Source organism: Nostoc sp. DSM 114161 (assembly GCF_052692665.1).
Genome location: NZ_CP195141.1, coordinates 125180 through 148278, shown reverse-complemented (window position 1 = coordinate 148278; position 23099 = coordinate 125180). Strand labels below are relative to the sequence as shown.

The 23099-nt window shown below is 41.4% G+C and carries 19 protein-coding genes; 9 read left to right on the top strand and 10 right to left on the bottom strand.

All coding sequences use genetic code 11. The features are described 5' to 3' along the window. The first annotated feature begins 169 nt into the window (after positions 1–169). From NSTC745_RS00590 to NSTC745_RS00580, 3 genes are all read left to right on the top strand, one after another. Positions 170–1606: a cystathionine beta-synthase gene (locus tag NSTC745_RS00590; protein ID WP_445635438.1), complete on the top strand. Its 1437-nt coding sequence runs from the start codon at positions 170–172 to the stop codon at positions 1604–1606. Positions 1607–1619: 13 nt separating this feature from the next. After that, entirely contained in the window at positions 1620–2756 is a 1137-nt protein-coding gene (locus NSTC745_RS00585; RefSeq protein WP_445635437.1) for a cystathionine gamma-synthase, read from the top strand. Between the two features lie 507 nt (positions 2757–3263). After that, positions 3264–3635 (top strand): four-helix bundle copper-binding protein, encoded by a 372-nt coding sequence (locus NSTC745_RS00580; protein ID WP_445638496.1) that lies wholly within the window; start codon positions 3264–3266, stop codon positions 3633–3635. Between the two features lie 135 nt (positions 3636–3770). On the opposite strand, the gene NSTC745_RS00575 is transcribed toward NSTC745_RS00580, so the two are convergent. Then, positions 3771–4259: a nucleoside 2-deoxyribosyltransferase gene (locus NSTC745_RS00575; protein WP_445635436.1), complete on the bottom strand. Its 489-nt coding sequence runs from the start codon at positions 4257–4259 to the stop codon at positions 3771–3773. A 223-nt stretch (positions 4260–4482) separates the two neighbouring features. Continuing rightward, entirely contained in the window at positions 4483–6276 is a 1794-nt protein-coding gene (modB, locus tag NSTC745_RS00570; protein WP_445635435.1) for a molybdate ABC transporter permease subunit, read from the bottom strand. Positions 6277–6543: 267 nt separating this feature from the next. Between modB and NSTC745_RS00565 the strand changes: the two genes are divergently transcribed. Then, positions 6544–7644 carry a calcium-binding protein gene (locus NSTC745_RS00565; protein ID WP_445635434.1) on the top strand — a complete coding sequence of 367 codons (1101 nt, stop codon included), beginning with the start codon at positions 6544–6546 and terminating at the stop codon, positions 7642–7644. Positions 7645–7805: 161 nt separating this feature from the next. On the opposite strand, the gene NSTC745_RS00560 is transcribed toward NSTC745_RS00565, so the two are convergent. Then, positions 7806–8708: a methyltransferase domain-containing protein gene (locus NSTC745_RS00560; protein WP_445635433.1), complete on the bottom strand. Its 903-nt coding sequence runs from the start codon at positions 8706–8708 to the stop codon at positions 7806–7808. Between the two features lie 267 nt (positions 8709–8975). Between NSTC745_RS00560 and NSTC745_RS00555 the strand changes: the two genes are divergently transcribed. Further along, positions 8976–10487: a hydroxysqualene dehydroxylase gene (locus NSTC745_RS00555; protein ID WP_445638495.1), complete on the top strand. Its 1512-nt coding sequence runs from the start codon at positions 8976–8978 to the stop codon at positions 10485–10487. 259 nt (positions 10488–10746) lie between these two features. Continuing rightward, a complete protein-coding gene (locus NSTC745_RS00550) occupies positions 10747–11115 on the top strand; it encodes a DUF6464 family protein (protein ID WP_445635432.1) in 369 nt (122 codons plus the stop codon). A gap of 104 nt (positions 11116–11219) precedes the next feature. On the opposite strand, the gene fmt is transcribed toward NSTC745_RS00550, so the two are convergent. Beyond that, positions 11220–12224, bottom strand: coding sequence for a methionyl-tRNA formyltransferase (gene fmt / locus NSTC745_RS00545; protein WP_445635431.1), 1005 nt, complete (start codon positions 12222–12224; stop codon positions 11220–11222). An 889-nt stretch (positions 12225–13113) separates the two neighbouring features. Here fmt and NSTC745_RS00540 point away from each other — a divergent pair. Continuing rightward, positions 13114–14445, top strand: a complete 1332-nt coding sequence (locus tag NSTC745_RS00540; protein ID WP_445635430.1) for a hypothetical protein — start codon at positions 13114–13116, stop codon at positions 14443–14445. A 129-nt stretch (positions 14446–14574) separates the two neighbouring features. Here the strand turns inward: NSTC745_RS00540 and NSTC745_RS00535 are convergent, their stop codons facing one another. Then, entirely contained in the window at positions 14575–15651 is a 1077-nt protein-coding gene (locus NSTC745_RS00535) for an isopenicillin N synthase family dioxygenase (RefSeq protein ID WP_445635429.1), read from the bottom strand. Between the two features lie 80 nt (positions 15652–15731). Further along, a complete protein-coding gene (locus NSTC745_RS00530; RefSeq protein ID WP_096537089.1) occupies positions 15732–16346 on the bottom strand; it encodes a nitroreductase family protein in 615 nt (204 codons plus the stop codon). A 362-nt stretch (positions 16347–16708) separates the two neighbouring features. Between NSTC745_RS00530 and NSTC745_RS00525 the strand changes: the two genes are divergently transcribed. Together NSTC745_RS00525 and NSTC745_RS00520 are read left to right on the top strand one after the other, a co-directional pair. After that, complete coding sequence (locus NSTC745_RS00525) at positions 16709–17365, top strand: class I SAM-dependent methyltransferase family protein (protein WP_445635428.1); 657 nt, start codon at positions 16709–16711, stop codon at positions 17363–17365. Positions 17366–17368: 3 nt separating this feature from the next. Further along, entirely contained in the window at positions 17369–18589 is a 1221-nt protein-coding gene (locus NSTC745_RS00520; RefSeq protein ID WP_445635427.1) for a glutathione S-transferase family protein, read from the top strand. A 384-nt stretch (positions 18590–18973) separates the two neighbouring features. Here NSTC745_RS00520 and minE read toward each other — a convergent pair whose 3' ends face one another. The 4 genes from minE to NSTC745_RS00500 form a co-directional block, all read right to left on the bottom strand. After that, on the bottom strand, positions 18974–19264 hold the full coding sequence (minE, locus tag NSTC745_RS00515) for a cell division topological specificity factor MinE (RefSeq protein ID WP_096537092.1): 291 nt from the start codon (positions 19262–19264) through the stop codon (positions 18974–18976). Between the two features lie 36 nt (positions 19265–19300). Beyond that, on the bottom strand, positions 19301–20107 hold the full coding sequence (minD, locus tag NSTC745_RS00510) for a septum site-determining protein MinD (protein ID WP_096537093.1): 807 nt from the start codon (positions 20105–20107) through the stop codon (positions 19301–19303). Between the two features lie 265 nt (positions 20108–20372). Beyond that, positions 20373–21395, bottom strand: a complete 1023-nt coding sequence (gene minC, locus NSTC745_RS00505; protein ID WP_445635426.1) for a septum site-determining protein MinC — start codon at positions 21393–21395, stop codon at positions 20373–20375. 343 nt (positions 21396–21738) lie between these two features. After that, positions 21739–23082, bottom strand: a complete 1344-nt coding sequence (locus tag NSTC745_RS00500; protein ID WP_445635425.1) for a four-carbon acid sugar kinase family protein — start codon at positions 23080–23082, stop codon at positions 21739–21741. Positions 23083–23099 lie beyond the last annotated feature (17 nt).

Genomic DNA, 23099 nt, shown 5'->3' with positions numbered 1-23099 from the left:
CGCGGCAGTTGCTACAAGTCGGGGAACCCGCCCAACGCACTGCCTTGTCTATGTGCCCTTTGCGGTTCGTTTTAACATCTAAATTTCTTAAACGTTTGTCAAATTTTATTTATTGTTAACAATAAATAGCAATTATCAAAAGTATGTCTCATTTGTAAAAATGAATTTTTTGACGAACCACCAAGAACGCAAAGTACGCAAAGAGAATAAATACAATGGCTTACAAATTTTTTACAACTGTTATATGACTACTTACGACAATATTTTGCAAGCAATTGGTAGAACTCCATTAGTCAAACTTAACAAGATTACCGAAGATATTCACTCAACTATTTATGTCAAAGTAGAATATCTTAATCCTGGTGGCAGTACCAAAGATAGAATTGCCTTAACCATGATTGAAGCCGCAGAAAAAACAGGTCAACTCCAACCTGGCGGTACTATTATTGAAGCCACCGCAGGCAATACTGGCGTAGGACTAGCTTTAATTGCAGCAGTGAAAAAATATCGCTGTATATTCGTCATGCCTGATAAAATGAGTCAGGATAAAATCAATTTGCTCAAAGCTTATGGTGCAGAAGTAGTTGTTACTCCCACATCTGTACCCCCTGACTCACCAGAAAGTTATAACGGTGTAGCAGAAAGACTTGCTAAAGAAATACCCAACGCTTATAGACCAAATCAATTTGAAAACCCCAATAATCCTTTAGCACATTACTTAACTACGGGGCCAGAAATTTGGTCAGATAGTAATGGTAAAGTTGATGTGTTTGTCGCGGGAATGGGAACAGGCGGTACAATTTCTGGAGTTGCCAAATATTTAAAAGAGCAAAATTCAAATATTGTAATTGTTGGTGCAGATCCCGAAGGTTCAATTCTTTCCGGTGACACACCCAAATCTTACAAAGTTGAAGGAATTGGGGAAGACTTTATTCCCAAAACTTTTAATCGTCAAATAGTAGATGAAATGGTTCGGGTTAGCGATAAAGAGTCATTTAACATGACTCGTCGTTTAGCACGGGAAGAAGGTTTATTAGTAGGAGGTTCGTGTGGTACAGCAGTAGCAGCAGCATTGAAGTATGCAGCCAGATTAACAGAGCCAAAGCATATTGTAGTGCTATTACCAGATACGGGAAGAAATTATATTAATAAAATTTACTCGGATGCCTGGATGCAGGAAAATGGGTTTTGGGAAGGTACAACAGTTAGAAGTACTAAAGTTGGAGAAATTCTCGCTCAAAAAATAGATTTTCCTTCGCTAGTTGCTGTTAGTCCCCGTGATACCTTGAGCCAAGCCACAAACTATCTGCAAAAGTTAAATATTTCTCAGCTACCAGTAATTGATAATAATCATGTAGTCGGAAGTGTCAATGAAGCTTCTTTAATGAAATTTCTTCACGATGGTATTAACTTTTCTAATCAGGAAGTTTCAGCAGTGATGGGTAAACCACTGCCAATTCTTGATGAAGAAGTTGATATTTCGGAAGCTTATCGGCTGCTTTTATCAGGAACCACAGGCATTATTATTAAGCGGGGTGATGTTCCTGTTGGATTAATTACCAGAGCAGATTTAATTAGATATTGGATTAGTCAAACCCAAGAATAATCAAGGAACAATAATGGAATTTGAAACTAAAGCAATTCATGAAGGTCAGCAATCAGACCCCCAAACAGGTGCGGTGATTGTCCCGATTTATTTGACTTCCACCTATGAACAAGAAGCTATAGGTAAGCACAAGGGATATGAATATTCTCGTACAGGAAACCCTACGCGCACTGCTTTAGAAGAAGCTTTAGCTTCTATTGAAAATGGTAAATTTGGCTTAGCATTTGCCTCTGGCTTGGCTGCAACCACCACTGTATTAAGTTTGCTCAAAAGTGGCGACCATATTGTTGCTGGCGATGATTTATATGGTGGTACTTATCGTTTGTTAGAAAAGGTTGTTAAAAATTGGGGTGTGACAACTACTTATGTAGATATTGATAATATCGTTGATTTTGAATCTGCAATTTTACCAAATACTAAGTTAATTTGGATTGAAACTCCTACCAATCCTTTGTTAAAAATTCTTGATATTGCAGCCTTAGCGAATATTGCCCGCAAACACAACCTCATTTTAGTAGTTGATAATACCTTTGCCAGCCCTTATTTTCAAAGACCGTTAGATTTAGGTGCTGATATTGTGGTTCACAGCACTACTAAATATTTAGGGGGACACAGTGATATTATTGGTGGCGCAGTTATCACATCTAACGAGCAACTATACACTGAACTGAAGTTTTATCAAAATGCGATCGGGGCTATTCCCAGTCCTTTTGATAGTTGGTTAGTACTGCGAGGAATTAAAACTCTAGCTGTGAGGATGCGAGAACATGAAAAAAATGCTTTATTCTTGGCTAGATTTTTAGAAAAACATCCTAAAGTTGAGCGAATTTATTATCCAGGATTACCTACCCACGAACAACATCAACTAGCAAAAGAGCAAATGTCTGGCTTTGGGGGGATGATTAGTTTGGAATTAAAAGGTGGTTTTGCTGAGGTTGAAAGATTTGCTTCCCGACTCAAGTTATTTTTGCTCGCTGAAAGTTTGGGAGGAGTTGAGTCACTGCTTTGTTATCCCACTAAAATGACCCACGGTTCAATACCAGAAGCAGAACGCCTTAAGCGTGGAATAAAGGATAATTTAGTTCGTCTTTCAGTTGGAATTGAGCATCACCAAGATTTACAAGCTGATTTAGAAAATGCTCTTTCTTGAAATTAGGGAATAGGGAGTGGGAAATGGGGAATAACCGTAAGGGTTTAGCATTGCTAAACCCCTACAGCGTGTAGGTAGGGATCGAGAGATTTTCATACTGTTGTTGTCTAACTCGAAAGCATGTCTAGCTTCAAGTTAATACAAGTTAATAAATACTAGCTTAATATAAGTTAATAAATATTTTTTGAGTCATTTGTTAAAAAAAATTACATTATTTGCTCTTCAAATGTAACTCTACTTTTGATCTCCAAGGAAAAATTAGTTGACTAGATTAAACTCTACTTAAAAATGGGAGTATGTAAGCCTTAATATGTATGAATCCTTGAAAAAACAACACTAAATATCTGGGGAATTAATTTCAATTTCCGGTAATTATATCGGGATAGTAGGCTTATAAATTCTCAAGAAAAAACCCCATTGACTCATAAAAAAGTTACGACTACTGTTATAAGTAGTCCTCAGAAGGACGTTGTTGTTAATGCATCAATAAATCAAGAGGTATTTCCTATGATGATGATGATGGCTGAAACCATGACTTCAGAAATGCAAGCTTGTATGGATGCTTGTATGAACTGCCACAAAATGTGTATGGAAACCATGACTCACTGTATGAGTAAGAGTGGTATGCACATGGATAAAAGTATGATGAGCATGATGAGCATGATGCGCGATTGTGCTGAAATGTGCATGATGTGTATGAACATGATGATGGGCGGTTCTGAGTTCATGGAACGCACTTGTATGCTGTGTGCAGAAATGTGCGATCGCTGCGCCATGGCCTGTGAAATGATGAGCGACGATGCCAAAATGATGCAATGTGCTGCTGCTTGCCGCAAATGTGCAGAATCTTGCAGATCTATGCACATGATGACCGCATAATTCCCCGACTTCGCAGAAGTTTCTCTGCAACCTAATATTCAAGCGCTCAGGCTCTTTGGGTCTGGGCGCTTGAAGTAAAAACCAATTCACTATTCAGAATTCAAAATTTAAATAGGCTTCAAAAATCACAGCAAATTACAGTTGAATCTGCTTTGTAAAATCGGGCAGAACTTGAAAATCATGATAATGTCTCAACACTTGGAGCAATTCTTTCTCTGTTGTTGCGATGAACTCCAAAGGTACGCGTATCATTGGATTGAGTTTTGAGCCGATAAATGCTGCGCGAATATCAGTGTGTAAGCCAATTATCAACTTGTTGGGATGCTGAAGTTTTTTGTGGGTATATGCAACTCCAAGCTCTACACTAGCTCCTTCGTCAGGTACGCGCCCATCTAATAAAAATAAAAATATATCAGACTCCATAATCTTTGCTATATCAAGTTGGAACATTGCCAATCTACGTTCCTCTTTCGTCATTTTGTCGTAAGGTGGCTTATCCCGCTCCGCACCGTCACGCTGTGGTAAAAAGACTTGATAACCGAGCGATTCCAGTTTTTCAGTCAGGTAGTGGTTAAAGTGCAGTTCAGCTTGTGAAAACAAAGGTGCAGCAAAGTAAATGAGCATAAGAGCTTGACTTAGCTAGCTATAGGAAATAGGAAAAGAAGCCTTTTTGATGTTTTGTTGTCGGATTTTTGCATGAATAATTATCTTATATCTAGCATGGTACGTAAAGAGCTTGATATTGTATGGCACTTGAAGCGTAATTTAGGACATAAACTGTTCGCCAAATCCCGACAACAACAGACTCTCAAGGCTATTGCCTGTTTCCTGCTCTACATCTATGCGTTTATTCCATTAAAATTAGACGCAAAGGATCTAAACGCACATACCAAGGAAAAGGTTGGTCTTTGATAGTTACCCACTTTTCTTTAAAGACTTCGGCTTGCAAATGGTAATCGTGAGAATTATTAGCAGCAGAATGTAGTTTCAGAAATAATGTCATTCGATGAGGTGTTTCACTTGTCTTTGCTAGCCAACAAGGGAAGGTGTTTTCAGACGATGAGTCGCTGGTTAAGATAATTTGATGGGCGCGAATGCCGATGTGAGAAAGTAGACTGTTCGTTGCTTCCACGACTTGGAGAGTACAACCCCAATCAGTCGCTTCTACCTGTTGCGGTGACTGAAGAATAATCCGGGAAAAGTTTTTGCAGCCAGTGATTTGGGCAACACCCACAGTCATAGGATGCTCGAAAATATCGTATTTACTGCCATGATGCACGGCTCGACCATGCTCTAATACCAATAGATTCGGGCAAAGTCGATAAGCTTCTTCCATATTATGGGTGACAAATAAAGCCACTCCTTGGTAGTCAGCAAGAGTTTGTGTCATTTGCTGCTCTAATTGACTACGCAGATGGGTATCGAGTGCAGAAAAAGGTTCATCTAAAAGCAATGCTTCCGGTTGACTGGCCAATGCTCTTGCTAAAGCTACCCGTTGTTGTTGACCTCCTGAAAGTTGGTGTGGGTAGCGATCGCCTAATCCCTGCAACTGCATATTTAATAATAGTTCTTCTATCTGTACTCTAATACTCCCTGCGGACAATCCTTTGGGCAAACCAAAAGCAATGTTTTGCGCCACGCTCATGTGCGGAAACAGAGCATAATTCTGCACTAAAAAACCAACGCGGCGATCGCGGCTAGGTACATTAATTCCTTTTTCCGAATCAAACAACACTCTACCATTTAAAACTATCCGCCCTCTTGTCGGCGTTTCTATCCCCGCAATGCAGCGCAAAATCATGCTCTTACCTGCCCCCGAACCTCCCAATAATCCCAAAGGCTGCTCGTTACTACTGAAAGCCACTTTTAAATGAAAACTAGGAAGTATCTTTTCAATCTCTACAAACAACCCACGCGACTCCAAACCAAAGTCCGGCCGATAAAAAATTTCTCCCCCTGCCTCCCCTGCTCCCCCTGCTCTCTTCTCCCTCACTTCCTGCCAGAAGTTAACTCCAATAATTCCAGATAGAGAAATCACCATAATTGCGATCGCCCAAAACCAGGCCTCATTCATCGCTCCCGCTTCCACAGCAAAATAAATTGCCATTGGGATTGTCTGGGTTTGTCCGGGAATATTACCAGCTAACATTAACGTCGCACCGAATTCTCCCAACGCACGGGCAAAAGCCAGAGTCGTCCCAGCTAAAATACCAGGTAGTGCTAAGGGTAAACTAATACGCCAAAAAATTGTCCTTTCTGTTGCACCAAGGGTTCTCGCTACCCGCAGCAGATTGCCGTCTATTTGTTCAAAGGCTCCTAGTGCAGTTTTATACATTAACGGGAAAGAAACGACGGTAGCGGCGATCGCAGCACCATACCAAGTAAAGACGATAGTAAAATCAAAAGTCTGCATCAATTTCCCTACAGGGCCATTTTTGCCAAAAAACAGCAGCAACAGAAAACCAACAACTGTCGGCGGTAAAATTAAAGGAGCAATAAAGATACCTTCAATCAAAGATTTCCCTTTGCCACGATATCCCAGCATCCAGTAGGCAGCAGCAATGCCCAAAAAGAAAGTAATAAATGTCGCGAGTAATGAAGTTTTGAGTGATATCCAAAGCGGCGATAAATCCAATGGCATAGTTGCGTAGGGAAAAATTAGCTCAACTAATCCCTAATTTACCAACTTTAGTTTCAAAAAGTTGGTAGCAGTTGGTAAATTACATGACAAACAATTAAGGAAATCGAGAAAATCTGAAAAACAGAATATTCATATTGAAGAATATGTCAGGACAAAAATATATTTTCTGTTATGGGGTCTAGAGTAAAGTCTTTGTATCAGTCTAGACAACCTAAAAAATATAACACTTACGTCAGTCCTGAAAAAAATGTAAGAGGACATTAATTTATGGCTATTTATGGCACTCCTGGTAAGGACAACCTCAACGGTACTGAATCTGCTGATATCTCGATTTTTGGCTATGGAGGCAACGATGTTATTAATGGCAAAGGCGGAGACGATATCATCGATGCTGGAGAGGGAGATGACTTAGTTAACGGTGGCGAAGGCGGCGATACCATCCTTGGTCGTGGAGGTAAAGATGTTCTCTACGGAGATGGGGGTAATGATGTTATTTTCGGTGAAGCAGGGGATGACTTTATATGGGGTGGAGCCGGCACTGATATTTTACTTGGAGGCACAGGTAATGATAGATACCTTATTTCTGCATCGACAGGAGATACAGCTGATACCATTACTGAATATAGCAACCAAGGCACTGACACAGTTCTATCCTATGTCAGCTACACTCTAGGGGCAAACCTAGAGAATTTGACATTACTGTACGCGAATACTGCTTTCTATGGTGGTGGCAACAGCCTCAACAATAACATTACAGGAAATGATTACTCAAACTACCTCAATGGTTTCGCAGGAAATGATTACATAGAAGGCAAGGGCGGAAACGATTCTATCTATGGTGATGATGGGATTGACAACCTCATCGGTGGGGCTGGTAATGACTCACTTTATGGTGGAAATGGTAGTGATGTACTTTTTGGTGATGAAATCACCAATGGTAGCGGTACTCCCGCCGGTAATGACTATCTCAGTGGTGGCAATGGTAACGATTTGCTCTACGGGGGACGGGGAAATGACACAATGATTGGTGGGGCAAACAATGATTTCCTCAGTGGCTACGGTGGCAGTAGTGGCGAAATCGACAGGTATACTGGCGGTACTGGGGCGGATACATTCAGCCTTGGTTACAACGGTTCTTTTACCACCATTGACTATTTAGGCAGCGGATATGCAATTATCACAGACTTCAAGCGGTCAGAAGGTGACAAAATTAGAATTGGCGGTACTCTCAATAGCTACACTCTCCAAAAAACATCCAATTTTAGTGGTAGCGCAGCTTTAGATACCCTCATCTACAGAAATGGCGATTTAATTGCTGTCGTGCAAGATACTACAAACGTGTCTACTGCTTTAGACTTTGTTGCTTAATTATTGTTGGTTTTAGTACCCTATGGGATCTGGCTAGGCAGTTCTAAATCATTCATCAAAAGTTAGATCCCCGACTTCTAGTAAGAAATCGGGGATCTTGGCGATCGCTAATTTTCACACATCAGATACGATTGCGATACAGCCACACAACAGTTTTTGAATTAGTCCAGTTTAGTACTGTAGGCACTAAAACCATAAGCCAAAGTTGCTTTTAAATTAGCTGGCGGTCTGAGACTTTGATTGATAGCTTTCGCAAATGGTACCGGAATTCCTTTAATAGTTTCTGGCAAGATTGCATATTCTTCTGTTGGTTCGACAATATAGTCTGGACACTTCGTTTTCATTCCAGCATCTGCCAACATTTCTTCTATTTCAGCACCTGAATATTGCTTGAGATAAACTGGATTTCTCGCAAATGGGTTCAACTTTCTCACAAAATTATGGATGATATGAGAAGGGCAAGATTTATTATGAAAGGAATGATTAAAAACAAAAATTCCACCCGGTTTGAGTACGCGAGATATGTCCGCCAATAAATTTCTTAATTGTGCATCTGGAATATGCATAAATACACAATTAGAAATAACCAAATCTATAGAATTATCTGCCAAAGGTAATGTTTCAGCAGAATTACAAATTATATTAAACTCAGCTTCTGGAAAAAAATCGTACTCTTGTTTAACTTTAATTAATCGCCGTAATAAAGTTTCAGAAATATCAATGCCATAATATTTTTCACATCTCAAATTTTTAGCTTTAGAGAGATGTAAAGGTGCGCGACCATAACCGCAACCAATCTCCAGAACTGAATCGACAGATTTATTCAATGGGAATTTATTCCAAGTACCTCCAGGAGTACCAGTTAGCAGAGTGTAATCTTGTTTGATGGGCGATCGCTCTGCCACTGCTTCAATTTTTTGGGAACCATAGTATGTTTTACCAATTTTATCCCAGGTTTTTTTGTGTTGAGTACTGTTCAAATCTTTGTAGTCGCTAGGAAAATAAATTCCATCCCGTAATTCATAGTTATCTAAACTGTATTTTACATCTGCTAATTGAGCCATAAGGATTATTCCCCATAAATAATAAATCTGTTTTCTGTTATACTCTCAACTCAGCATTAACCGCAAGGAGTTTTTACTTAACCACTAGGCACTGAAGTTTGTAAAAAAGAAAGCCTCACTTTCCAAAATAGACGGTGATAGGATAAATTACACAGCGATCGCACAACAATATCCCTCCCCAATCGCCAATCGCCATTTCTAATTCTGTAGTCCTACGGAGAAGCTACGCTATCATAAGTTCTTGGACTGGAAGAATCGGAGGTTATGATGGTAGAAGGGTCACAGCAAAAACGGGTAGTAGTTGTTGGTGCAGGTTGGGCAGGTTTAGGAGCAACCTACCATTTGGCAAAACAAGGCTATGATGTGACACTTCTAGAAGCAGGTTCTTATCCCGGTGGATTGGTGGCAGGTTGGCAAACACCCGCAGGAAAATCTGTAGAAGCTGGCATTCATGGCTTCTGGTATCCTTACAGAAATATTTTTTCCCTCATTAATGAATTAGGAATTAATCCTTTTACTACTTGGACTCGTTCTTCCCAATATTCGCCTGCGGGGTTGGAAGTTGAATCACCAATTTTTCAAGATTTACCACGACTCCCCGCACCTCTGGGAACTTTTCTCTACACTCAGTTTAAACGGTTGCCATTAATTGACCGTCTTAGCGCCTTACCTTTACTTTCTGCTGTTATTGATTTCGATAATTCTGATGCAGCTTGGCGGCGTTATGATTTTGTCACTGCTCGCGAACTGTTCAAAGATTTCAATGTTTCTGCACGACTTTACCGCGACGCTTTTGAACCAATGTTATTGGTAGGTTTGTTTGCCCCTGGCGAACAATGTTCAGCCGCTGCAACTTTAGGGATGCTTTACTATTTTATTTTGGCTCATCAACCAGATTTTGATGTGGTTTGGTGTCGGGGAACTGTAGGAGAAAAAATATTTCGTCCTTGGGTGGAACGTATTGAAAAAGCTGGTGCGCGGGTATTACCCAAGCGTCGAGTAACAGACTTAATTGTTGATAGCAATCATCGAGTAAAAGCTGTGGTTTGCAGTGATGAAGTTTTTGATGCTGATGCTGTGATTTTCGCAGTTGGCATCACAGGTATGAAGAAAATTGTTTCAACTAGTCCGAGTTTACAAAGTCGTGAAGAATTTCGGAATCTGAGCAATTTAGGGGCAATTGATGTTTTAGCAACTCGCTTATGGTTCGATCGCAAAATTGATATTCCTCGTCCTTCCAATGCTTGCTTTGGATTTGACGCAACTACAGGTTGGACATTTTTCGATTTAAATGCCCTCCATGATGAATATCGCCACGAAGCAGGAACAGTAATTGAAGCTGATTTCTATCACGCAAATCAATTTCTGAGTTTGAGCGATGAAGAGATTTTAGCAATAGTTCAGCGTTATTTAGCAACTTGCATACCAGAATTTCGCAAGGCAAAGCTAATTGATAGCAGTGTAATTCGCCTACCTCAAGCGGTGACTCACTTTGCACCTGGCAGCTACCGTTATATGTTGCAAGCTAAGACCAGTTTTAAGAATGTGTTTATGAGTGGAGATTGGATTGTTAGCCGTCATGGTTCCTGGTCTCAAGAAAAGGCTTACGTTACTGGTTTAGAGGCGGCGAATTTGGCAGTATCTTATTTAGGAGAAGGTCAGACATCTGAGATTTTACCTGTGGAAGCCGATGAAGCCCATATCCAAGTGGCGCGATCGCTCAACCAAACAATACGTGATTTTACCAAATCTATCCTGCCTGAATTTTGGTTGCCGTAACTTTTAGGGATGTACAGATGTACATCCCTACTTCTTCCAAATACACCAGATTTCAACGAAAGTGAAGCACGCCATTCGAACTGATAGCTAGGTAGAGTCCCTTTTCTTATTCTGACTCCTGAATTCTGACTCCTGACTTCTGACTCCTGAATTCTGAATTCTGCGATATCGTGAATCATTAATTGTAATCTAAATTCGGTAAGCTAAAGAAAGTTATTGCGATAACATCCTTATAATGTAAATCAAATCACATAAGCTTATGGAGCCAGACTCTTTACAAACCGAGGTGATTCTCACGCATCCGCGTGAGTCCCTTGGTAGAGTGCAACTTGATTGGACACCCCAACCTGGAAACTATCTAGATTTTGAAGGTAAAACCTACGCGGTTCTAGAACGCCGTCATCGCTACCAACTTAAGGCAGGACGCTACCGTTTGCATAATATTGCCATTTACGTCCAGTCTGCAAAACGACCATCTGAGAAAAGTTTGGTAGAAGGACGTTGGGTCATTGGTGACGCAACTTGTTGCTACAATGCTCACTCAGAAATCATTCGCTGTGCAGTCAACCCAGATGGCCCTTGCGAATCTTGCCGCTTTTATGAAAAATTAGAAGTTAAGAGTGCGTGATGAGTTAGGAGTTGGGCATTGGACAAACAGGGCATTGGGCATTAGTTTTTCCCCGCGTCCCCGCGTCCTTGCGTCTCCCCATCTCCCCACTTCACTCATCCCCCTCAACTCCCAACACCAAACACTTCCCCCACTGTTAACCGACTACCATTAACAAAGTCCCATCCGGACTGGGGACGTTTACCAGCTAGCTGAATCTCTCGCAACAGCAACAAACCTTCCCCAGTTTGGACAATTGCCCCAATTCCTTTAACAATACTCACTACAACTCCCGGTCTATCTGATATATTTGACAAATCAGACAATTTATGTAATAGTTCTTGGAACTCTGGTGGTAGCTGGCGATCGCCCTTTGTTCTCAGGGGAACAGAAGCAGTAATTTTTAGCGGGTTGTCACGAAAGGTAGCTGTGCAATTAGGATAAAAGCCTCTAATTTGATTGTGTAATTGGATAGCGCTTTTTGACCAATCCAAACCATAATCTTGTTTTTGAATCAAAGGTGCATAAGTAGCTTCTAAATTATTTTGCGGTATTGGTTGAATTTCTTTACTTTCCAACTTCAACAAAGTTTGCACCAACAAATCCCCACCAATTCCAGCCAGCCTTTGAGCTAAATCTTGAGCATTATCCAGTAATTCAATGGTTGTAGTAGCTATTTGTAGCATTGCGCCAGTATCCATGCCCGCATCCATTAACATGGTGGTAATCCCCGTTTCCGTTTCACCGTTATACAAACACCATTGAATCGGTGCTGCACCTCGATATTTTGGTAAAATCGAGCCGTGGACATTAATGCAGCCCAATTTTGGCATATTGAGGATTTTTGAGGACAAAATCTGTCCATAGGCAACAACAACAAACGCATCTGCATCTGATTGTTTGAGTAAATTCAAAGTTTCGGTGTCTTTCTTTACTCGCTCTGGTTGCCATACTGGTAAATTGTGAGCAGTGGCGATCGCTTTTACAGGTGAAGGAGTCAGTTTGTTTCCACGTTCTCGACGTTTATCTGGTTGGGTAACAACTGCCAACACCTCAAATTTAGAATTATTTAATAATTTTTCTAAAGTTGGGACAGCAAACTGGGGAGTACCAAAAAATACGATTTTCATTAGCCATTAATGATTAGTCACTAGTCACTAGTTAATGGTAAGTGCGCCCCTGATAACTGACAACTTTTAAGTTAGATATTTATAGTTTGGTTCTTTGGTGGTAAGATATTATCGTATTTGTTGAAACTATAGACTGTTTGATTAACTTAACTACATTAAGTTAGCAACAATAAAAGTTCATATCAACTGCATCTTCCTCTAGTTAGCCTCAAGGGTCTGCGTGCTTGCGAGTTGCTAGAGTATCTATCGGGTATATATTGCTGTTGTGCTGGTATTTTCATAAATTTCAGCATTCAGCGCAGTTGCTTTTGTAAAAAAGCATTGCGTTCCAAATGTTTCTATACTTTAGGTTGCAAATTCTAACTTAGGGTTGCTGGCAGCAATATTTTCTGAGTATTATGTATTATGTGTCTGCTTTCCCAGCTTTTCACGTAACGCCTCACGTTTACCATTACCGGGGTTTGCACTGAATATAGTGTGTAAGCTGCTTTAGTTGATGTTTGCTAGCGATCGCTAAGAGGAACTTCAACAGTGCAGTTTAGCTACTCTAACTTTGCTCTATAAATTAGCTCGAAATTTAAGCTAGATACCCCTTAAACACAGGCTCTTATGGTGTGGTTAACTCTGCCTACACCATAAATATAGATATGTAGTAACTACTGAGTTATCAACATAGTTACTATACTCGCATATTTTCGGAAAAAAATATTCAGTAACTTAAAAAGAAAAGGTGTACCGAATGATACAGATTTTTTGTAAATTTGTGGAAATTAAGAAATTATTTAGTAAAAGCTTTTAGTTTCTTGTTATACATATAATTATCGCCTGCTACATTGCTGCATAGGTATTGCTCCTCACATAAGCAACCGCCCCTCTAGAGAGTCTACAAATGCTTAAACCCCTTTTGCTGTCAGGATGGTTCCGCGCCCAACCATTTCTCAATTACGCTGTCGTTGTGATATTGATCGCACCTTTGTTAGGGGCATCCGGTCACTCGGCTTCAGTAAAATCCGAAGTAGTTAAACCAACTTCAATTACTGAAGAGTCTGAGCCTGTATCAAAGGAAATAGCTTTAGTTGGGGAACCTGAGATAGCTGACACATTAACAGTAAATCGAGTTAACTCATCAGCAGAAGAACTCGATTCTGTGCCAACACAAAACACTACTATTCAGGAGCCGCAAGTATTACCAGAGGATAAAGAGTATAAAGTTGAGTCTTTTGCACAAGCAGATAGTTCTCTCTCAAGCAGCGATTTAAATGTTCCCGATCCTCTGGCAGAAGTTGAACTTGTACCTTTAACAGATGTTCGTGTTGGTCAAATTAAATTAGTGCAAAAACTCAAAGCTGCTAATATCAAATCTCTGAAAGAAGAAAAAATTTCTTTACCTAGAGAAAAATCTTTTACCGGATCGTTGGTAGCAACTCAAGTACCACCAATTATAAGAGAGCCACAACCAAATATAACAACGGAAATACCTAATACCGAACCAGTAGATGAGTCCCAAGCAGAACAAATAGATCCCATCGGCAGTCCTCATCCTATTCCTTGGAAATGGATTACAACTACTCAAGAAGCTATTAGTTCTAACGGTGGTTCTGGAGTGCGCCACTACCGCAGCGTACCTGTGATTTCTCCAGATGGTAAATATGCTGTTTATAGCCGAGTGCAACTAGAAGTAAAACCCGAAATGTACAACAGCCGTGTTACCAGCGTTCTGTTTGTACAAGATATGCATACTAAGAAATTGTGGGTGATGGCTTCAACTACTCCTGTTAGCGATCCCCTATTAAAAGCCAAAGCTTTCAAGGCGGTGTCAGCAGAAGAAACCGATACCAGCGGTCAGATTGGAGTATTAGTTCCTGTTAGTTGGTCGGAAAAAGGCGATCGCTTTTTAGCACGCAAATTTGAAGGCGTATTTAACACAGGTGATTCTACAGATAGCGCCGTGATTTGGGATCGGCAAAAAAATCACGCTAACACTGTGGCTCCCGCTAATGAACAACAAGATGATGAGAAGATTGCAGTATTGTTAGGTTGGAGTAAAAGCCAACCCGATCATGTCCTATTTCGTGCAGGCGAACTAGGTGAGGAAAACTGGCCTTTGGTCAAAGTTGCTAATGATGGCAAGACTGTCACTACAACAGATGACGATCAACCTATTACCTTCGGGAAACAGGTTACAGAAATTTGGGCAGGCCCACAAGTTGCTTATCGATAGATAGCCGATAAAAAATTTGATGGACTCCCGTTGTCATCACAACTGATAACGGGAATTTTTTTCGTTTATACCAGTTGAAGCATAGTTTAAGACATAAACTGATGGTAAAACCTTGACGCTATACGACTTTCAACCCTGTTGCCTATTGTCTATTGCCTGTTCCCTGCTATAACTGTCAGCTGTCAATACCAACGTCCGTCGCAACTCTGGAAAAACCTTAGATACCTTATTCAACAGATAATCGCCGTAAGTTCCTTGAAAATCGTGAACGCTAGCGCCATCCCAGCGTTGTTTTTTGTCGTCATTTATCAATAACCCGTCTAATTCAATCCGCTTCACCTCAGCATTAAAATTTGGATCGAAGAAGAACGGGAACGAAAGGCGATCGCGTCCTGACAAATTCTGAACCCGATGAGGTGTAGAACGATATAAACCTCCCGTCATCCGGTCTAGCATATCGCCAATATTGCACACAAAGGAATTAGGAATAGGAGACGCAGCAACCCAGCCTGATTTTGATTTCACCTGCAAGCCACCTAAATCATCCTGCTTGAGGATAGTTAGGATACCGTAGTCAGTATGTTCGCCAACTCCCCATTTATCTTCAGAATCTGACGGTGATGAATAGGCGGGGTAGTTAAAAATACGAAATAGTATTAGTGGATCTGTTGTGTAGCGATCGGCAAAATAAGATTCTTCCAGCCCCAAACTTAGAGCAATACCAGCCATCAGCGTGTGTCCAAGTTGGGTCATTACCTCCATATATTCAAGTACTGTCTCACGGAACAGTGGAATATTAGCTGGGAAGAGGTTAGAACCATGCATGGGAGTACCATTTTGCACTAGTGGATGTTCTTCTCCCAGTTCTGCACCAAAGTAAATACCCTCCTTTCGATCGGGTTTACCAGATGTGAGTTCGTTTCCCACCGGGAAATATCCCCGCCATGCTTTACCACCCAAAGCCATGCGGATTTTTAATTTAGTTTCTAAATCCTGGGCAAAAAATTGTCTGCTAAGTAGTTCTAAGCGTTGTTGTAAATCCTCGTTTACACCGTGTCCAACAATATAGAAAAATCCACACTCGCAACATGCTTGTTTAATTTGAGAAGCGACTGTGTGACGTTCATCTGTTCCAGAAACCAAGGCGCTAACATCAACGATGGGAATCTGCGAAAATCCATCATTCACAACTGGTAAGATTTTCATGTTGTTATCCTCTTCGTTGTGTGCGGTTTTAGGTTCATATAAACATGATTATGACGCACACAGACATTAGTCAAACAGCCCTACAATTTATTGTTTATCAACAAAGGTGAAGTGTTTCCCCACTGTCCGCTAAATACAAATTCCTGCAAGGGTTTGCGGGTACGGGGTGCTAATTCGCGATCGCGCAATCCATCACCAAGGCTTTGCGGATCGCCGGGATAGCCGATTGCAAGCGCAGTCACAGGCTCATAGTCCTTTGGAATCTGGTATTGTTTTCTGGCGCTATCCGCATCAAATCCTGCCATCTGATGCACAGCTAAATCAAAAGCTGTTGCCTGAATTGTCAGGTTTTCGATCGCTAATCCCACATCGTGAAATGCGTGTCGCAATGTCTTCCCTTCATCAGACTGCACTCTAGCAACAGCAAGTATCAGCACAGGAGCATTTTTCGCCCAACCTTGATTGAACTCAACCAAAGTACTGAGTAATCGATTATATTCAGTTTCGTCTTCTTTGGTGGCAACTATAAAATTCCAAGGTTGATAATTATAAGAAGAAGGTGCCCAACGAGCTGCTTCTAGCAACGAAAGTATTTTATCGCCTTCAACAGGGCGATCGGCAAAAGCTCTAGGACTCCAGCGATGGCGAATCAAGTCGTGTACAGGATATTCGTTGAGTGCTAGTTTCTCTGTCATATTAGCGGATTTCCTCTTTGATACGTGTATGGATTAGCAGGTGTAAAATTTTTATGCTTGCAATACTGAATTGGTATATTCAGAAAAGTTTTCAAACCTTTTTTGCACAATAATTATAGATAATACGGTAATTCGAGCGATAAACAGTAAATTAACTTCATAACCTATTGCTAACTTGTCTTCGATCTATTGAAGCCAGTAGGTATTTGGGGCGGGATCTTCAAAATTTACCTACCTGAATCAGACTTGATTTTATATTGACTTCTATGGTAGTCTGCGTTCATTCATTAACTACTAATTGTCTATCGATTTATCGTAGTTTTTATTTTACGGTAATTTGCATAAAATAGGAATCGCCGCTTATGCCAAGAGACTGGTTTGAATGGCACGATCTCTACAACACTGAGCCGAAATTGCAACAGCGTCTAGAAATCGTCCGGGAATATATTGCTTATAGTTTAAATGCATCTCCTGATGGTGCTATCCGTATAGTGAGTGCTTGTGCTGGTGATGGGCGAGATTTACTAGGAACTTTAAAAAATCACCCTCGCAAGCAGGATGTTTACGCACGACTTGTGGAAATAAATCCAAATTTAGTTGAACGTGGACGAGCAACTATAGAATTTTTGGGTTTAGACAAGCAAATTGAGTTTATCAACGGTGATGCAACCATCGCTGCCAATTACGTAGGAGCAGTTCCAGCGGATATTGTGCTTGTGTGTGGTGTTTTTGGCAATCTCCCTGAAGAAGCTGAACTGAATCGCTTGTTAGACAACCTGAGTTTTCTAAGTAAAGAAGGTGCTTTTGTTATCTGGACTCGCGGGCATTCTAATGGTATTCCTTACTCCGATAATGTGCGAAAAGCTTTTGGAGCATCTGAATTTGAGGAAGTGAAATTCAAACTCACAGCTACAGGAGACATGGGCGTAGGTATTCATCGTTACCTTGGCAAAAATTCGGCTGTACCCAAAGAACAACAGTTATTTGTCTTTTCTGGCGTTGCTAATAAAGCGAGATAATATATGTCTATTCAAAATACGATATCCAGCTGGGAAGACCTTTTAGAGACTGCTAGGAAAAATACTTCTGCTCGTAGGGTCAAAAGACCAGGACAATCTCCTTCTACTGCACCAATCCCCAGTGGTTTAGATAAACTTTCCCCAAATACAGAACCACCAGTTCTGCTTTATCGAGATACTAATTCCTGGTGTCCTTTCTGCGAGCGAGTTTGGTTTGCACTGGAAGAAAAGGAAATTCCATTTGCGACGGAATTTATCGATTTGAGTAATAAGCCCCAGTGGTATGTAGACTTGGTTCCCACAACCCTTGTCCCTGGTGCAAAAATTGAGGGCAAGTTAGTCTACGAATCTAAAGATATTCTCTTGGCTTTAGAAGAGCGATTTAGCACTCCCCCCCTACTTCCTGAAGATCCACAGGAAAACGCCATCGCCAGACAGTGGGTTGAAGATGCCGAAACCAATGGATTTAGAGAGATTGCCTTTAAATTCTTAAGACAAACGCCTACAGATGCTGATGAGTTAGCAAGTTTCCAAGCAGCATTTGAAGCTAAATTAGATGAGCTTGAGGAAGCTTTGGGTAAATATGCCGGCCCCTTCTTTGTTTCAAGTTTTAGCTTGGTAGACATTATGTATAGCCCTCATCTAGATAGATTGGCGGCTAACTTGCCTGTATACCGAGGCTATCACATCAAAGGAAATCCTCGTTTCCCCCATATCAATGCTTGGTTTGAGGCACTGAATCAGCGCCCTGCATATCACAGGGTGAAGTCTGATGACACCACAAATAATTTACTTCTGCGCCGTAGATGGGGTGCATCACCGGTGGGAAATCCATTACCGCTGGATGCAGCAGCTAGCCAGGAAATCCAATATCGGGCAGAAGCCGCTGAACGACTGAGTGATAACCGCGAAGTCGCAATCAAAGATATTTTGAAAAACTCTGGAGTGCAAGCTTTAGCAGCAAATGGGGATATCTCAGCGATCGCCGAAGCAGTTGATTTTCACCTCAAATTGCTGGCAGACTATCTAATTAATGGAGATAATGTCCAATTACCTTGGGGTAGAATTGGTGGAAAAGAAACTGTCGATCCAACTTTAGCTGCTGTTGGCGCCATTACTCTTGCTTATGTGAGAAATCGCATCTGTGCGCCGCGAGATATGAGTGCTAAAGCAGCAACAGCATTTCGCGCAGCAGCAGATAAAGTGTTGGCATCCATTTATTAGACCTATTGCAGTAGTCGGGAAAAGGGGAAAGGGAAAGGGGGAAAGGTTTGGTATTTTCACTTTCCCCAATAAAGATAAGTCCCTTTTCCCACAAAAGTGCAAAAAGCAATTGATTGCAAGAGGTCTATTGATGCAAGAGAATTCAGAATTCAGGAGTAAAACAGCATTCATATCTGGCTACTAGTTTAAAAACCATGCCCACAAAAGGCATGGTTTTTTATTCTTTAACCAGGGAAAGCGGTGAATATTAAAGCTCGTAGCAAAATTAACAAATACGAGCTAGTTAAAGCAATTGGTGATGCTTAAAACTAAGGCGAACGCACTTTATTTGCACCAAACTATAACGCGATTTTAATTTTACAAATACTAAGATTAAAATTACGGCTACTTATCATCTCTTTCCCATTCAGGTATGCCGCCTTTGACCCGGCGGATGGGTAAATTTGCAATTAAAGCTGTGGTTCGTTGGTTGCTTTCTAAAGAGAACTCTAAGCCGTCTGTCTCAACTTCGACATAGCGACAGACGACATCTAGGATTTCTTGCCGCATTTTTTCCAACGTTTGGGGGTCGATGTCAGCGCGATCGTGAGCAATCACCAATTGCAGGCGACGTTTCACTTGAGTTCGACTGCTATCAGGACCACGAGAAAAAAGTTTTTCTAGAAGTTCAATCATTACGAATAGGTCTAGGGCCGAGACTGGGAAATTAGGTTAAACAATCTTTGTCGAGAACAACTTTCTAAGACGCACGAAGAAGTTGTCTTGGGACGAGTCGATATCAAGAAATTCGACGTTTTCCCCTTCCAATCTCCGAGCAATGTTCTCAAAGGCTGTGCCAGCTAGAGAGTGAGTTTCCCCTAAAACCAAAGGTTCGCCGCGATTGGTAGATACAATAACACGCTCGTCGTCAGGGATTACCCCGATCAAGGGGATGGCGAGAAGTTCCTGAACATCTTGCACTGACATCATATCATTTGCCTGCACCATTGCGGGTCTGATGCGGTTAATTATTAAATGAACACGCTTAACCCCTTGTGCTTCTAGTAATCCAACTACTCGGTCTGCATCACGAACTGAGGAAATTTCTGGCGTACTGACGACTAGCGCTTCTTTTGCCGGGCCGATCGCATTTTTAAATCCATTTTCAATGCCGGCGGGGCTATCAATAATTACATATTGATACTTTTGCGCTAATGCATTCACCAATAACTTCATCTGTTCTGGTGTGACTGCATCTTTAGAACGATTTTGGGCTGCTGGCAAAAGTACGAGATTGGGTTGTCGCTTATCCTTAACTAAGGCTTGCTCTAAACGACACTCTCTTGCTAGGACTTCCACCGCAGTATAGACTATGCGGTTTTCCAGCCCTAGCAGCAAATCTAAATTTCTCAGACCAAAATCCGCATCAACCAAGGCAACTTGACGGCCCATTTTGGCTAAAGCCATGCCCAGATTTGCTGAAACGGTGGTTTTACCCACTCCTCCTTTACCGGAGGTAATCACAATAATGCGAGTCATGATAGAAATGCGGTCAATGAGGGTTCAGGAAATATAAAACTGTAAATGCAGTATAAAGTATGAAGTATCGTATCAAGTATGAAGAAATGTCTGAATCTCTAAGGCGAGAATCAGCTATGAGTGCTTTTTTATAGCGTTTTTCGGTTATGTACAATACACTTTGCCACAGGAAAAGGGCTATGGATTAGAGTAGTGTATTCTATCTATATGAAAATCGCTATGTTTTATCCTGATATCCTTAAATCTTTTAAGTAAATATTCAGGGTTACTTATCGGTCTTGATCGATTGGTTTCTGGAAAAATCAGTAGCCCTCGCGATGCGAATTCCTTGGGGCGTAATATGTGCCACTTCTGGAGAAAACTGCATCGGCGATTTTTCTGGTGCCCTAGCCACAGCATCTGCGATCCGCAATTGGGTTGGTTCCATTTGCAAAGCCATAATCAGACACTCGCGATTACCTCCAGCACCAGCATGAGCGATTCCACGTAGACGACCCCAGATGATAATATCTCCATCTGCAACTACAATACCACCGGGATTGACATCTCCCAAGATAATTACCGTACCAGGATGACGTATTTCTACTCCAGAGCGTACAGTCATTTCCAAATAAAGGGCATCTGCCTGGGGTATGGCTGTAGCTTTTGGCTCTGTATTCAGAGAAGTTACGGGTTGTAGTTGCTCTACTGAGTAACCAGAGGTGACAGCAGCGATCGCAGTTTGCCGACGACTAGTAGAAACCGATACTAATCGCAGCTGGACATCGCTTAAAGCTTCGGCGAGTTCTTGCAGTTGTCTGGCATCTACTAGGCGGTCTTGTGCCATTAGATGCACGGGCGTGTTAGATATGCGGAAGCGATCGCCAGCGTTTAGGCGCTGTCTGATTTGCTGCCAAATATCAGACCAACTGACTTCGGATGCAGGGACTTGAGATTCCGACGGTAAAATTAATAACAGCCGTCCCCCTTCACTTTTCAGCTGGACTTGAATGTTCTGATTTACCCGCTGTCCTATTAATGGTGAGTCACTGCTATTTAAATCGGTCAAGATATTTGTGGAATTTAACTCTACATCCGGCTTCGCAGGAGTTGACTCTACTTGTGCAAGCTCAGTATTTGATTTTAAATACAGCAGCACAGAATTTAACTCAGCATCCGGGAGGATAGAATCCGATTCTAAGTCGGAAACAGTAGCACTTTTCTCTACCTGGGAATGAATAGTGTTTGGTTCTGCATTAGGAAGTGCAGAATTTGACTTTAGATTGGGTAATGTGGAATCAGAAGTCATGCAATACTAGCCAAAAGACAAGGGACACACCGAATAATTACCAATATTAGATCGTTTGCAAAATCCGACAACATTCTTATAACACTTTGGATTTGAGATTTACGATGGTGCAGTACTAGGTTGAACCAAGCTAGGCGTAGCGTCTGGGCAAAAAAACTCGATTGGATAAGATTTTGGGCGCTTTGTATATCGCAATCATTCTTCTAATTAGTCAATAGTTGGACAAAAATAAGTTCATTCGTGGAGACAGGGAAAAGGGTTGGGGGATCAAAAATAATGTGTGCGATCGATTCTGCCTAATTATTTATTAGACAAAAAAGACCTGAGTGGTTCAAAACGATTATTATCTTGACTCAGCACTTAAAGCTGTTTTTGTCAACCGTTGAAAAATTGTTCCCAAAGCATCAGCATCACCGACATTACCAGGAAACAGCACTACAGGCAAATCGGGAAATTGGGGATGATTAGATGGCGTTAGCACCATTGAACAACCAGGTAAAATTTGACCGAGTAAGCGGGCTGAAGTTAAAGCTAGTCCAGTACTCAAGACATCGTTTGAGGTAATGCCACCCTTACTAATCAAGAATCCGAGATCGGATGGTAAACTGCGGACAATATCCATCAATAAGGCTGAAACCTTGGCCCCAAAGTCCAATCGTGTCTTCACATCCTGAAAACTCAGTTCCTGACGGCTGGTATAAACCACTGGTGTTTTACCAGCCTCATGTATTAACCGCGTACTTTCCTGAATTTCGCCCAGGAGTACAGCCGATTGATTTTTTTGATTATCAAGCAGTCGCGCTACATCGACTTCAATTCCCACAGTTCCCTCTACTTGCAACAATGCCTCTAACTGCTGAGTAGTTTTTTTCACATGGGAGCCAACAATCACCGCACCTGGTTTGCCTTGGCGCACGTACTGTGCCATGTTTTCAGCTGCGATGGGTTGGGGAGGTAAAGCAGCTAAAGCTGTTAAAATGCTGGCAGCACTGCGAAATAAAAAGCGTTTACCTTGACTTGCTGCTGTTAATATATCTAGTGCAAAGCGATCGAGGTCGGCTTGAGTTTCACCATCGACCACAGCACACTGATTATTACTCAGTTTTAGCAAGCGTTCCAGACTACCAGCGCGAATATCAGCTAACAGAAACCGTTCTACTGCTTCGGCCTGAATTTGTCCTTGGGTCTTTTCTTCGACGTACTTTGGTAAGTAACTATGATGGTAGCTGAAAACCGAATCGCGGGCAAATTCTGTTTCATGGACTGGGGTGGGTATCCCGTCAATGATTAAATAATGCACGCTATCACGGGTGATGCGTCCACCTTCAAAGAATGCAGGTACGAGAAAATGGGCATCAAAAGGGCCGAGTTCTTGAGCGATCGCATCTGTTTCAATGGGATAATGTCCGCGCAAGGTAGAATCAGAACGACTGACAATCAAAAAATCGTCAATTTCTTCAGCTTGCAAAGCAATTTTCAGATTTTGGCAAACTTCTTTAGTTACAGATGCAGCTGACTCTGGAGTTAGGGATCTCGTGTTAGTCAACACAAAGAAAATCGGTGAATCATCCTGTAACCCACTGCGTAAAGTGTCCACATCCCAGTGCATTAGTAGCAAGCAGCTGTGGACTGTTTGAGAACCTGTAGGATCGTCATCTAGGACAATTATTTTGGGTTTGTTGCTCATTTAAATGAAGGGCGATT

Coding starts and splice junctions, on each gene's coding strand:
- NSTC745_RS00500 (WP_445635425.1), bottom strand. CDS start 23,082: ATGAGCAACAAACCCAAAATAATTGTCCTAGATGACGATCCTACAGGT.
- NSTC745_RS00535 (WP_445635429.1), bottom strand. CDS start 15,651: ATGAAAATCTTACCAGTTGTGAATGATGGATTTTCGCAGATTCCCATC.
- fmt (WP_445635431.1), bottom strand. CDS start 12,224: ATGAAAATCGTATTTTTTGGTACTCCCCAGTTTGCTGTCCCAACTTTA.
- modB (WP_445635435.1), bottom strand. CDS start 6,276: ATGCCATTGGATTTATCGCCGCTTTGGATATCACTCAAAACTTCATTA.
- NSTC745_RS00550 (WP_445635432.1), top strand. CDS start 10,747: ATGGAGCCAGACTCTTTACAAACCGAGGTGATTCTCACGCATCCGCGT.
- NSTC745_RS00520 (WP_445635427.1), top strand. CDS start 17,369: ATGTCTATTCAAAATACGATATCCAGCTGGGAAGACCTTTTAGAGACT.
- NSTC745_RS00565 (WP_445635434.1), top strand. CDS start 6,544: ATGGCTATTTATGGCACTCCTGGTAAGGACAACCTCAACGGTACTGAA.
- NSTC745_RS00540 (WP_445635430.1), top strand. CDS start 13,114: ATGCTTAAACCCCTTTTGCTGTCAGGATGGTTCCGCGCCCAACCATTT.
- minE (WP_096537092.1), bottom strand. CDS start 19,264: ATGATTGAACTTCTAGAAAAACTTTTTTCTCGTGGTCCTGATAGCAGT.
- NSTC745_RS00560 (WP_445635433.1), bottom strand. CDS start 8,708: ATGGCTCAATTAGCAGATGTAAAATACAGTTTAGATAACTATGAATTA.
- minC (WP_445635426.1), bottom strand. CDS start 21,395: ATGACTTCTGATTCCACATTACCCAATCTAAAGTCAAATTCTGCACTT.
- NSTC745_RS00525 (WP_445635428.1), top strand. CDS start 16,709: ATGCCAAGAGACTGGTTTGAATGGCACGATCTCTACAACACTGAGCCG.
- NSTC745_RS00585 (WP_445635437.1), top strand. CDS start 1,620: ATGGAATTTGAAACTAAAGCAATTCATGAAGGTCAGCAATCAGACCCC.
- NSTC745_RS00555 (WP_445638495.1), top strand. CDS start 8,976: ATGGTAGAAGGGTCACAGCAAAAACGGGTAGTAGTTGTTGGTGCAGGT.
- minD (WP_096537093.1), bottom strand. CDS start 20,107: ATGACTCGCATTATTGTGATTACCTCCGGTAAAGGAGGAGTGGGTAAA.
- NSTC745_RS00530 (WP_096537089.1), bottom strand. CDS start 16,346: ATGACAGAGAAACTAGCACTCAACGAATATCCTGTACACGACTTGATT.
- NSTC745_RS00575 (WP_445635436.1), bottom strand. CDS start 4,259: ATGCTCATTTACTTTGCTGCACCTTTGTTTTCACAAGCTGAACTGCAC.
- NSTC745_RS00580 (WP_445638496.1), top strand. CDS start 3,264: ATGATGATGATGATGGCTGAAACCATGACTTCAGAAATGCAAGCTTGT.